Annotated in this window: 6 protein-coding genes; all 6 read left to right on the top strand. The window is 44.8% G+C overall.

The window, feature by feature from the left end:
* Window positions 1–33 precede the first annotated feature (33 nt).
* The 6 genes from FKN08_RS06085 (at window position 34) to FKN08_RS06060 (ending at window position 13,136) form a co-directional block, all read left to right on the top strand.
* Window positions 34–450 (top strand): hypothetical protein, encoded by a 417-nt coding sequence (locus tag FKN08_RS06085; protein WP_170891552.1) that lies wholly within the window; start codon window positions 34–36, stop codon window positions 448–450.
* Window positions 443–1,120 (top strand): hypothetical protein, encoded by a 678-nt coding sequence (locus tag FKN08_RS06080; protein ID WP_170891551.1) that lies wholly within the window; start codon window positions 443–445, stop codon window positions 1,118–1,120. Before FKN08_RS06085 ends, FKN08_RS06080 begins: the two co-directional genes overlap by 8 nt.
* An 18-nt stretch (window positions 1,121–1,138) precedes the next feature.
* The gene (locus tag FKN08_RS06075) at window positions 1,139–1,636 is read left to right on the top strand and encodes a hypothetical protein (RefSeq protein ID WP_170891550.1); all 498 of its coding nucleotides are present in this window, start codon (window positions 1,139–1,141) and stop codon (window positions 1,634–1,636) included.
* Between the two features lie 8 nt (window positions 1,637–1,644).
* Window positions 1,645–1,905, top strand: coding sequence for a bacteriocin (locus FKN08_RS06070; protein ID WP_170891549.1), 261 nt, complete (start codon window positions 1,645–1,647; stop codon window positions 1,903–1,905).
* An 11-nt stretch (window positions 1,906–1,916) separates the two neighbouring features.
* Window positions 1,917–3,665, top strand: coding sequence for a hypothetical protein (locus FKN08_RS06065; RefSeq protein WP_170891548.1), 1,749 nt, complete (start codon window positions 1,917–1,919; stop codon window positions 3,663–3,665).
* A 90-nt stretch (window positions 3,666–3,755) separates the two neighbouring features.
* A complete protein-coding gene (locus FKN08_RS06060) occupies window positions 3,756–13,136 on the top strand; it encodes a PLxRFG domain-containing protein (protein WP_170891547.1) in 9,381 nt (3,126 codons plus the stop codon).
* Window positions 13,137–13,319 lie beyond the last annotated feature (183 nt).

Below are 13,319 nucleotides of genomic sequence, written 5' to 3'. Positions count from 1 at the left end.
GTTAAGGCGCTCTAGATCGTTTAGGGGCAAAAAGTGCGGTTCGCTAAAGTTGATCACAACAATTACATCTACATTCTTGTGAGAAAGCTTGTTTACGTGGCTATTCGTGATGATTTGCCGGATTTGCCGAAAGAGGTGATCAGTAAGTTGGATAGTGGTGATGCACACTTGTTTGTTGGTGAACGTTGTGGCGCAGTTTTGGAGGTAACGTACGAAGAAAATGATCGAGTAATGTATGTGGTTTTTGGATGGTCTGATAGCGGGCATGGCATATCAGATTACATCAATGCGTACTATCAACTTGCTAAAGATGTGGGAGCAGAAAAGATTGTTTCATTGGCTCGAAGAGCAGGTGTGTACAGGCTTTGGCGCGCTCACGGATTTAAAAAAGTGGGGTACAATGAGCAAGGTTTAATCAGGTTTGAGAAAAGGCTGGTAAACAATGGGTAAAGGGCCAGAAAAAGCAAAACCAACTGCCGATCAAATTGCAGCAGCAGAAGTGGCAGCTAAAGAGTGGAATAGATATCAAGAGGTGTTCGTTCCAATTGAAAACGAATATATGCGTATCACCGAGAAAATGGGGGACGAGGCCAATTACGAAAAGATAGCAGGAGCTGCTAATACAACTTCAAATAGTGCCACCAGCGCCGCCGTCAACCAAACTCAAAAGCAGTTATCTGCTTCGGGATTCAATCCGAGTTCTGGTAAGGCGTCGAGCGCTTCAAATGACATTGTTTCGGGCGCAAATGCCAATGAAGTACAAACAGCCGCACAAGGCCAGCATAACGTAACGGAGCGTTATACAGGCAATCTTCAAAACGTAGTTTCAATGGGGCGTGGTCAGGCGACTCAGGCCACAGCAGGACTTAACGATATTGCGGCTGCGTCAGCGCGTAAGGCCAACCAAGCTGCAATTGATGAAGCTAACGCCGTGTCTATTCCGGCGGCGGTTGCTGGTACTGGTGTATCTTTGCTGACTGGCACTGATGCTGGTAAAGAAATGATAGCAAGCGCTGGACAGGGATTAAGTAATTACTTCAAGCCAGATACTTACAAAAGTATGAAAACAGATAATGGTTTTGCGCCGATGGGTGGCGCTAGTTCATACGGTTTAAGTTAAACGTTAGGAGAAATAATCATGCCTCAAGAGGGTGGATTAGGTTATTACAATCCAAATACTGGCAGTTCATCCGTGCCAGCTCCAAGCGCCAGAGATAAAAGCGATAATCTTTCAAATATGATGGTTAACACTACTGGTAATCCAGAATACATATACGCGAATCTCACGAGAAAGCAGTACGAAGATTATCTAAAACGTTTCCAGCAATATGAGAATCAGCTCATTGGCCTTGCCATGACCGACAAGTTACTCAACAACCAGCTTGAACGTAACACGGAAACTGCTTCAAAGAACTTGGAACAGGCTAATATCAACGCGGCAAATGCGACGAAGAAATATGGTCTTGGAGATCTTCGAACTAATCAGCAAAAACGAAACTTGGAAATGAATAATGCATTGGCATTGGCGTCAACTAATAACAATACACGTCAAGCTATTGGTGATCTTCAGGTTGGATTAATGACTGGTGTTTCGTCAGGTAGCAGAGACTTAATTAACTCGGTTGGCGGTGCGTAGGAGGATATATGGGATACGGCCTAATTGATATTGGTCGGAATAGTGCGAGAAATTCGCTTGATACTTATAGAAACCTTTCCGATCAAGAACAACAACGAAAGCAAGTAAATGAGCAGCTTAAACAGCAATACAAGCAAGGGATTGCGTCAGGTGCAGGTACGGGTGCTGCGCTGGGCGCATCAATCGGTAGTGTTGTTCCTGTAGTCGGTACTGTGGCTGGTGGTGCAATTGGTGCCGTTCTTGGTGGCCTTGCTGCGTCGTTGTTTTAGAGGGTTTTTGCATGGCAAACGTTATTGGTAGTTTTAATGAAGGCGTTCGAATTGGTGCAGGATTAATTGACCTACACAACCGCCAACAAGATCGTGAGTTGTGGAGACAAGAGCACAACGAAGACCGAGAACGAAAGAAAATCTTGCAACAACGAGAAGATATTCGTTGGCAGCAAGGGCTTGAAGATCGAGAACAACAAAAGTTACAGCGTAAAGATGACTTAAATTGGCAAGCCAAAAGCCGAAAACAACAAGAAAAACAGTGGGCGCAAGCAGAGCTTACATTTAAGCAGCAACAGGAAGAATACAACCACAAGAAAGCACTTATGGAACGCCAAGAAGGTTTTCAAACAATCTTCTTACCTGCAATTGATAAGGCGATTGCCAGCGGAGATTTTTCCTTAATGGAGACGCCAGAGTTTGCAGATTATGTAGCTAAAAACCCTCAATTCGATGTGAACAACATTCTTGGTAGTAACACTGGTAAGGCTTTGGGTGAAGCCGCAATGTTATTCAACAGAATGTCACAAGGCGAAATGCCAGCGGAAAATGACCCAATGCTGATCAATGCAGTGGAAACATTGATGCCTGAAATCACCAAGGCTAAAGGTTTACCTACGATCTACACGGATAAGGATGGTAAGCAACATCAAATAGTTAATAGAAAAGTTTCGGCGGTTCGAATCATTCAAGGTGGTGGTGCAGTTATTGAGCAAGATTTAACACTTGATAATGGCAAAGTTGTCACTGTTCCGGTTACTCAAAACCGAACAAGCAAACCAGATGACAATATCTTAGTTGTGCCGTTGTCAGAATTTAGTAACCGAATGAAAACCATGATTGATACTCGTCAGCATTTGAACCGTGAAGAGTTGAATAACTGGCGAGAACTTCAAACAGGTCGTTCTCTTAACTTCGATGAAAATGGCAATGTTGTATATGGTGGTCGCTCAGGCCGTTCTAGTCGATCTGGCTCTAGTGGTTCATCTTCTTCAATAGCTCAATTGGCGAAGCAACAGCTATCTGAACAAAACGGAATTAATCGTAAGTATGACGAACAGATTGCCAAACTTGACCGCAATATGTTCGATAAGGAACAAGATTATCAGGCTGAAATTGATCGCTTGAATCGAGAAAGGGAAAAGGCGCTAGAGCGTCATACGATGATGTATTTGCCACTAACTGGTTATGATCCTCAATACTTAACCAAGGAGCAAGCGCAAAGTATGGCAAGAAAACGAACGCAAGCGTTTGTTGAGTCATATCCTGATTATGAGTTTTCAGCGGCCAGCAAAGCACAGCTTCAGTCTTATCTAATGGAAAACCCAGCCGCGACGCCTGATCAAGTAAATAAGGCGATTCAAAAGATGATTGAACATGAAGAAATCATCAAGAAAAAGCCATCTAACGAAACACTGATAAGCGAGTCTCAAGAGTTCACCAATGGCGAGAAGAAGGCCGAACAGACAGAAGGTGAACCGTCAAATCAAGGAGAGTTAGAAGCATTACGAGAGGAAATCCTAAACTCTGATGGAACTTATCAAGAAAAGCTTGCAGCAATTAAGGCGGCTAAGTTGAGTCCGGAAGAGCAGCAACAGGCAATGGATTGGCTTAACTACAGTGGTTTTTATAGCGCCGCTGATAAGCTAACAAGTAACGCCAGAGAGAACTTAAAAACTCAAGCTCAACGAGTAGAAGAGCAGCGTAAAAATGCGCCACCAGCCGCACGCTACATGGCTTTAGGTTTGGCTAATCGTTAATTCATCGATTGCAAACAAAAATCCCCAAACGGTGCGGTTGGGGTTATACTTCCCCTGTCTATTTCCTATGCAGAATAAGAGGGGATATCGATGGATTTCAGAGAGGCGATGCGTCTAGTTGAGGAAAGGGAACGCAATCAAAACACATCAACGTTTGGTGACGTTGTTGATATGGCTCAACAAGGCGCTTTGCAAACTTTGGCTGGTGCTGCGAATTTCGTTGGTGCAGAAAAGGCAGCAAGCTCATTAGAGAATTGGGCTAATGAGCAATACGAAACTTTATCGCCTGAAATGCGCGAAGCCATGGCGAAAGATATTATCAATGATGATATGAGCTTTGGCGAAGGTGCTAAAGATTGGCGTACATGGCTAGGCACTGCGTCTAATGTGCTAGGTGGTATGGCTGTAACGATGTTGCCAGCAGGTGCAGTAGGTAAAGCAGCGTCAATGGCTGGTCGCAGCGCAGCAGTGTCCCGAGGTGCCAACGTTGGTACAAACGCACTTCTAAACTTAGCGGCTGGTAACGGTGGTCAAGCCTTAAATGTTCAACGAGAAATCGAGAACATTCCTTATCACGAATTAATGGATTCTCCACAGTTCAAGCGTTATGTGGCCGAAGAAGCGAATAAAAATATCTCTGATGAAGAGGCGCTAAACAACGCTCGTACTCGATTGGCCCAAGAGGTCGGGGATTCAATTAAAAACGATCTTACTTTAGGCATGGTCAACCTGATCGGTGAAACGGTAGGTGATCAGGCAATGGTTAAACTGCTAAAAGGTAGTTTAGGCAAAACAATCAAAGGGGCTATTGGTAAAGGTGTACTTGCTGAAGGTGGCACCGAGGCCGTACAAGGTGGCGTTGAACAATACCGCTCTAACGTTCATACCAAGGAAAAAATGGACGTTGAAGGCGACAATTCTGAAGGCGTTGGCGCGGCTGCGCTTGAATCTGGTTTAGTCGGTGGTTTGATCGGTGGTGGCTTTGGTGTGCCTAGTGGTGTGGCTGGTCGTTACCGCCGTCGTAACTTTGAAACCAAGATTGAACAAGCGATCAATCCAGAAGTGATTTCGCAATTGCGCTCAGTTGGTAAAACCGATCAAGAGATTGAGGCTCTTCTCAGACCTAAGATTGAGAACCGCGCTCTTTCTATGGGCTTTGATGTTAACGAATCTACGGCTTTAGCACATCAAGCGTTAGGTGCTGCAATGGGTAAAGTGCCACCAGCAGCAGAGCGTCATGCAACGGAAGACCAAGCGGAAGCACAACAAAGTGTTGAGCCACAACCAGTACAGCCACAGCAAAAGCAACCACAACAACCAATTTCTGAAGCTGCAAAACAGCAAGAGCAAGCGCCTGTTAACCTGTTCTCTTCAGACAATCATGCCGATCTTATCCGTGACGGCCAGCAAGCTGTCAGCGCAATCAAAACTTGGGAAAAACAAGACCGAGGTAATGATTACGCGAAGCAATTGCGCCAAGATATGAGTCGTTACTTGGCAACTCTTAATACAGATCTATCCATTGAAGAACGTCAAGCGGCGCAGCGTTCAATGAATTCAATTTACAATGAGTTCTTAAGTGCTATTGGGCAGAAACAAAAATCACCAGTTGATAATGAAGTTGCTCAAGCAGAAATGTTTGATCCTGAAACTGGCGAAGTAATGGCAGACTCAGAGCTATACCATTCTCAAGATGCTCAACGAGATAAGTTGGAATTGATCCAATCAATTCAACGTGGTGAGCTTGGCTTTGTCGATGAAGTTGCAGCGCAAGACGAAAACTTTAAACAAGGCTTGCAACGCGCTATGGAAATCTCGCCAGCAGCAGTGCTTCAGATTGCAAAAGCACGTCGTGATGGCAGCATGAGCCAAGAGCAAGCGATCAGTGCTTTACAGCGTGTTATTAACTCTGAAGAACTAAAACAAATCGATCAGTTACGCCCAACTGATGAAGAGAGTTTTCTGCGTGATCAGCAAGCTCAAGAGCGCAATGCTCAACAGCAACTAGAGAATCGCGGCATTAGAACTAATGGCTATCAATCAAACGTTGAGGAAACGCCAGAGTTTCGACGCAATCAGGCGCGTGTTCTTCAAGGTATGAGACAACAAGCTCAAACCAACTCGTTTGCTGGTGGACATCAACCAAACGGTGAGCGTGACGTTACTCCGTTAGCAACGGGTATCGAGAATCAACGAGTTTATGACGCACCACAAGTTGAGTTTGATCGATGGTCTGACGTTAATCCTAAAGACGTTAATCGTGATGAGCGATTCACCAAGCTAGCGAATGAATATGACCTAAATCCTGTAGAAACAGAGCAGGAGCGTTATCGTGCGCCTGATATAGTTGCTCAAGAGCCTATTTTCGCATCAATCCAAGAGGTCGAACAGCGCCAACCTAATCGCAATGCTCGTATTCAAAAGAAATTTGATAAGCGCGAGTCTCAAGAGGTTGAGTCATACAGTGAAGAGTTGCCACAGACTGGCGACGAGTATGTTTACCAATCTGGTGAAGCTGCAAAACGTTCAGAGCTTGGCCGTCAACTTGGTAAAGCTCAAGCTGAAATCGCAATTAAAGGCCGTCAGAAAGTTAACCGTGAACAACGCATCAAGAACATCTTGGAAGGCAAGGGTACAAAAGATGATCTGAACTGGTTGGACAAAGAAGTAAACGCTCAAGCTGATAGCAAAAAAGCCAAGAAACCTACCCTTAAAATAGGTCAAGGTATTGATGGAGTGGACGTTAAGCGCAGCGGTAATACCACAACGTTGACGCCTAAAGTCGAAAAGTGGAACGCAACTATTGGCGAGAGATCGGTTTACGTCACTCAAGATAAAGAGCTTAAACAGGTACAAATCCGACTAGCGGAACAAGAGGAACCGGTCACTACTTTTGACTATGGCAAAGGTAGCGATATGCGCTTGATGGATGCTATTGGAAAAGCTAATCAAGCAGCGGATAAATATATAAGCCTTATTGTAAAAAGCAATGAATCTTACCTTCAGAGCGAAGCAGAAAAAGCCCAAAGCAAAGGTATTGTTGATCAATCACTTTTAGTCGAAGAGCGCGAAAAGACAGCGAAAGCCGTTGATATTTGGCCTAGTGTTGAGCAACGCCTTGAGCGCGGTCAAATGCCTACGCCTGAACAAATGAATGTTTTGCAAGATGCTGCGGAATATATCAATTCAGCAGGCAAGATTTACTTTACTGGCAAGCTAGGTGATTTGTTTCGCCTTGGTGACGTTCTGAAAACACGCTTATCAAAATATGACGCACTACTTAGTGATGAAGAGCTAAAAGGTGATATTGCCAAATTAGAAGAGCGCAAAACCAATACAAAAGCAGATAAGCAAGAGCCTTCGCTCATTGATACTCTTCAAGCTGTATCAGATAAGTACGCAGAAAACCCGACTTATCGCGTCAAGAGCTACGAGTTAGAACCAGCTTGGAAAGCAGTATCTAAAGCAATGGAAGAAGCTGGCGCGGATGCGCACGACTTGTATTCATTCAGCAATTGGATCACTAGCCAATATCAATCAGATCGCCAAAAAGCAATCGACTTGGCAAAAAGCTATCTGAGTGACGACAAACCAGAGCCAACGCCTCCAAAAGGAAGCAAACCAAAATCTAGCAAGGCCACCAGCAACGAAACTGATGCGTCTAAAGCTCAAAAAGGCCATTCTCGCCCAAGTGGAGCGCGTGAATATCTAAAAGCTATCAACGCGCTTCAAAGTGGCGAGTACACCAAGGAAGAGGCCATTGAGCTGATCGATAACTACATTGATGATGTTCCGGCTTTAGAGGAAGAATTCCGCCAATTCACGAAACCAGCTATCGGCAATTTCTTTGCTCAAATGGGCCAATGGATTGATACAAGCTTGCGTAAAGACGATCTAGTTAAACGAGCGGTTAAAGATATCGGCAACCAGTTTGCTGCTATTCAGTCTGATGATGGAATGTTTGTAGTTAAATCACCTTCAGCTATGCGCAACATTCTTTCTGAAATGAGTGATGCTGATTACAACAAGATTGTTGAGAAACGAAAACAACAAGCAATCGAACTTGAGCTGGAAGAAGAGCGTAAGAAAAAGGCTCTTGATAACCCACAAACACTTGATGATTTCCAAGCCTACGCACGAGCTAACGGCGGAACTATTGATGCTTTCAATGATCAGCAATTAGCCGAGTTTGACCGTCTATACACTGAAAACCAGTTAAGCAAACTAGCAGAGCAAGAAAAGCGCGAACTAGAGCGAAAAGCTGAAGTTAAGGCCGTTGAAACTGATGGGACTATTGAGTTGAGCAAGGTCGATGTTTTCAACGAGGCTAAAGGCGAACAACGCTATGGTGCTGCGTTTAGCGAAGTTGATAGCGATACCTTCAACGATATGAGAGCCAAGGCGAAACAGCTAGGCGGTTGGTACGCACGAGCTTACAAGCCTAAAAATTTGCCAGCTCGTTTTGACTTTAAATCTGAGCAAGCGCGTGATGATTTCCTATCTGTAATGGGTGGCTTGAATGTTGATCAAAGCGAACGAGTTAAACACCGCGATCAAGAAAAAACGAAGTCGAAAAAAGAGAATCAAGTTGAAGCTCTACGCGAAAAAGCGGATTCACTACAGGCGAAAGCTGATGAGTCAAACAACGCACAGCGTTTGACTAATACTTCTCGTCGCGCAGCCATGGCAGCAAGTGCAGCGGCACGAGCAGATAAGCAAGAAGCGCAAGCGAATATTTTACGTAAGATTGCCGATGGCGTTGAATCTGGCGAGTTCCTACTGCTAGGTAACTTGACTGATATCAGCCAGCTTGAAGAGCTAACAAGCGTTATGAACCGTGTTAAATGGGATATGCCTGAAGACGTTCGAGAAAAACTAGCGTATCGAGATCAGCAAGGCAACTGGCATTTAAAACCAGAAACTAAATTTAATCAGGTTGCTCGTTACGTTCGTTTTCCAGCTCCGAAGAGTACGCCAGCGTCACTTGAATACATTGCACGAGAAATCGAAAACCTAGACGGTTACAAGATGACGGCTAAATCTATTCGAGCAAACATTAAAGGCCTGAAGGAGCACGAGAGCGTTAATTTGAATGGTGCGCGTTGGGATAAAGTTATTCCTAAATTGCGCCAGCTAGCGCGTAGCAAATCAAATACTGTTTACCGTGTCGAGCACATCAATGAGCTGTTCAAGTCTCAAGATCGCTTAATTCGCATGGGCATTAAAGGCGATATCACGTTGCGCCAAGCTTTGCGTGAATATGAGCAAGCGAACAACGGAAAAATGTCAACGCAGAAAGAAAAAACACGCTTACAAAAACTCACAGAGAAGATTGAGGAAACTGTACGCGGTAACCGTAATGTGTTTAATGACTTCTTCCCAACTCCTGAAGCCGAAGTGAAAAAGCTCATTGATTTAGCCGATATTAAACCAGGTATGAAAGTGCTAGAGCCAAGTGCTGGTATGGGCCACATTGCCGATCAAATTGCAGCTCTAAATGGCGTAGATCTTGATGTTGGTGAACTTGCTTTAACTCTAAGCGAATTACTTGAAGAGAAGGGGCACAACGTTGTTGCTGGTGATTTCTTGGAATATGACGCTGGTGAAATCTATGACCGCATTGTTATGAACCCTCCATTTAGTAACGATGCAGATATTCACCACATCAACCATGCGCTAACGATGCTAAAAGATGGCGGTAAGTTGGTTGCTATCACCAGCTCAATGGCTGGTAATCGTGGTAACACAACAAATAAAAACTTCCGTCGTTACCTAGATGAAGTCGGCGCAGAAGAGATCAACCTAGACGCTGGAACATTCAAGAACAGCTTGAACCCTACGAACGTAGCAACAAAGATTATTGTCATTGAAAAACCAGCGAACGATCAGTACGACAACATTCGTTTCAGCAAGGCCAGCGAAGTCAACAAAAAGCCTTCCACCAGCCTATCGCCTGAAAAGGTTACTCAAACTGCTCAAGATTGGATTAACCAATACGACGGCTTGAAAGGTGCGAATGTAATGGTTGTGCCAACTATGGCCGATCTGCATGAACTGGTTGAAACTGAACCCAATGCTTTTGTTAAAGGCGCATGGTTGTCTGGTGATAACCGTGTTGTGCTGGTGGCAGAAAACTTGGAAAACGTTGCTGACGTTCGCCGCACTTTGCGCCATGAGTTTATTGCTCACAATGGCCTATACGCGAACCTAGATGTTTCTCAACAAGCGGAGTTAACCGAGAAGGTCAATAGCCTACGAAACGTTAACTCTTTGAAAGGCATCTTTGCCGAGGTTGATAAATCATATCGAACCGCACCGGAAGATGTAAAAGCGGAAGAGGTGATCGCTAAGATTGCAGAAACAGAGTCTAGCGTTTCTCAAAGAATCTTAGACAAAGTGTTGTCTTGGGTGCTTGGTGCATTGCGTCGTTCTGGCATTTTGAGTGCAGAGAAAATCACGCTTTCCGAACTGCGCAACATGATCAACAACGTGGATAGCGACCTTCGAAAACCTAACGGAATGACCACGCTTTCTAACGTTGTGCGCTTTAGCCAAACAATCTCAAGCATGGATGAGGATTTGGCGCAGCAAGGCGATCCAATTGTGAGCATTGCTGATGCGTTGGCAGCGAAGAATGAGAGTTTCTACAAGCAAATGCTTGGCAAGATCAACGTTCCATTTATTAGCAAGCAGTTTGATGCGCTTAAAAATGGCGGCTGGGCATTGTTAAACCTACGTCAAATGGCTGAAGTAGGTAGAAAACGAGTAAGCCGTGAGGTTGGCAATATTCTTGAGTCGTATGTAAACAACAAAGATCTGTTTACTACACGCAAAACAGACTTGATTGAGAAAGTTCACAAACAAGCTGATGCTTTGAATAAGTTCCGTAAGGATAAACCAAAAGACGCCGAAGCCACGTTTAGTTTATTGCACGATGCGACGTTGGCCGATGTTGACCCGTCAAAAGAGTATGTAGACCAAACTGATGAGAAGAAAGCGCTTATCAAAACACTAACGAAGCTTTACCAAGAGTACGGCGGTTCGCAAACTAAGCGCGGTTCCGAAATCTGGCAAGAACGCCAAGCGTTAGAGCGTGAGATTAAGAACGAGCCGAAACTAAGACTTAAACACAAGGCATTACGTGAGAAGTTCTTACAGCTTTCGCCAGATGCTCAAAAAGTCTTTACCGATGTGCGCGATCACTACATTAGACAACGCGAGGAAATGGATAAGGCGCTAGAAGAGCGTATTACTGATCTTGCGATGGCTGGTAACAAACGAGCAGGTGAGAACACTTACCATCGTTACATGATGGAAAAATCACGCCTTGGTTTCTATGTGCCGTTGGCGCGTTTTGGTAACTATTGGATCGATGCCGTTGACTCAAGCGGTGAGCGTGTATTCCAAATGTATGAGACTGAAAGCGCCATGATGAAGGATCTTAAAAAGCTTCAGGCGGCTGGCTACAAAGTTCAGGATGATAAGAACGCGAACTTAGAAGTTGGACAAGTACGCTTTGGCCTAAAAATCCAAGAGAGTCGCGGCCTAAACGGTGCTAGCGCGTCATTCGTGAGCGATATTATTAAGGCGATCTCAGGTGCGAAAACTAATGACAAGGTAAAAGATCAGTTAACTGATGAAATCTACCAAATGTATTTGCAAACCATGCCTGATCGCTCAATTCGTAAATCATTCATTCACCGTAAAGGTGTAGCTGGCTATTCAGAGGATGCGGCTCGTGTGTTAGCAGATCAGGGTGTTCGCCAAGCGAACCAACAAGCGCGACTAGAAACAGAGAAGCGCTTCACCGATCTAATGGAAGAGTTGAAGATTGCTACGGACAAGAGCAATAACGTGTCAGCGTCACGCTTGTATAACGAAATGGTTAAACGCCACGAATGGATGATGAACCCACAACGCGCACAATGGGCGCAAGCGCTAACTGGTTTTGGCTTCTTCTGGCAAATCGGTATTTCACCAGCTTCGGCAATGGTCAACTTATCCCAAAATTGGCAGATTGCTTTGCCTTACATTGGTTCACGTTTTGGCTTTAAGGAAACCGCGGCAGAAATGGCAAGTCTATCTGGCCTATTTGCTAAGACGTTCGTTGCTAAAAAATCAAAAGCTGGCTTGCGTGGCGATATGGATATGACCAACGGCATTTTGGGCGACGTACTTAACCAAGATGAGAAAGAGGCATTACGCCACGCGATCAAAATTGGTGCTATAGACGTAACTCAAATGGCCGACTTAACAGGTATGGCAGAACAAGAGTCGTCAAACTATACGGGCAAATGGGCGAGAGCACAGCAACTAATCGGTGCGCCTTTCCATTGGGCCGAAGTAATGAACCGTGAGGTTTGTTTTATCACTGCTTACCGTATGGCGAAGAAGAACGGACTAAGCAAACAAGAGTCACTTGATTACGCAACTAAAGCGACTTGGGATAGCCACTTTGACTATTCGAGCCGTAACCGCGCTCGATTCATGCAAGGTGACGTTGCGGCAGTAGCATTGCAGTTCAAACAGTACAGCCAAAACATGACTTACTACTTGTTTAGCCGTTTCTTTGATTCAATTAAAGGCGAAACGCCAGAGGTGAGAAAGGAAGCGCGTAAGCAGTTGCTTGGCACATTTGCCGTTACGTTTGCCATTGGCGGTCTAAACGCTCTACCAGTCGCAACAATCGCGACACTTGCGAATATGGCCTATGCAGTGGCAGGTGATGACAATGAGCCTTGGGACGCAGAGACAGAGCTAAAAGCGCTACTTGCTAAGACGTTCGGAGAAGATATTGCGAAAGGCTTGTATTACGGTTCAATGCCTAGCGTTTCAAGCCGCATCAACATTGACTTGCTTCGCCTTTGGGTTCAAGAATCAGACGCACAAGATAATGTTGGTGTTGCAGAAAACATTCTTCAACAGGCGGCAGGTGCTTCATTTGGTATTGCCGTATCTTGGGCGCGTGGTCTGGACTACATGACAGAAGGCCAATACTTGCGCGGCATGGAATACATGACTCCAAAATGGATGAAGGACGTTTTTAGAACTGCGCGATACGCTTCAGAAAGTGGCACTGTCACAAACCGAAATGGTGAAATTATCATTGATGATGTGACGTTGTTTGAACATGCTCAACAAGCGCTTGGTTTTACTCCGGCTCGACTGGTTCAGCAGTACGACACAAACAGCGCATTGAAAGGTTACGAACGTCAAGTTACTCGTCGTCGTCAAAGCTTAATGAATGCTTATTGGCTGGCGGTACGCACTAAGGATAGTGATGGACGTAAAAATGTGCTTAACAAGATCCGTGAGTTCAACCGTTCGGAATGGGGCAGACAAAACCCGATTACCGCCGAAGTCTTAAGCCGTTCAGTGAAGCAACATTTCAAAATGGCGAGTAAATCACAGAATGGTGCGCACTATAATCAGAAATATATAAAGTTGCTGCAAGAGCAACAGAGTTGGTAGCACTATTGGAGTGCTTAGAAAAGAAGTATGGAGAGATCTAAAATGACTGCTAGTAAAAGCATTTTAACAGTAATGATTTTGGGTTTAGCTGGTGGCGCATTGTGCGCTACCGCAGCGTAACTACCAAGGCGGCGATAGCGGAAATTCGCAGAGTATGAGGCTCAAAAGTGCTAAGAAGTTTCT

Source organism: Vibrio sp. 1-2 (7-a) (assembly GCF_013048515.1).
In the GTDB taxonomy this organism is placed as follows: domain Bacteria; phylum Pseudomonadota; class Gammaproteobacteria; order Enterobacterales; family Vibrionaceae; genus Vibrio; species Vibrio diabolicus.
The sequence above is the reverse complement of the archived record's forward strand: the minus strand, read 5'-3'. Positions and strand labels throughout refer to the sequence as shown.

Excerpts from the sequence above, each read along its gene's own strand:
- FKN08_RS06080 (WP_170891551.1), top strand. The coding sequence starts at position 443 with ATGGGTAAAGGGCCAGAAAAAGCAAAACCAACTGCCGATCAAATTGCA.
- FKN08_RS06075 (WP_170891550.1), top strand. The coding sequence starts at position 1,139 with ATGCCTCAAGAGGGTGGATTAGGTTATTACAATCCAAATACTGGCAGT.
- FKN08_RS06070 (WP_170891549.1), top strand. The coding sequence starts at position 1,645 with ATGGGATACGGCCTAATTGATATTGGTCGGAATAGTGCGAGAAATTCG.
- FKN08_RS06065 (WP_170891548.1), top strand. The coding sequence starts at position 1,917 with ATGGCAAACGTTATTGGTAGTTTTAATGAAGGCGTTCGAATTGGTGCA.
- FKN08_RS06060 (WP_170891547.1), top strand. The coding sequence starts at position 3,756 with ATGGATTTCAGAGAGGCGATGCGTCTAGTTGAGGAAAGGGAACGCAAT.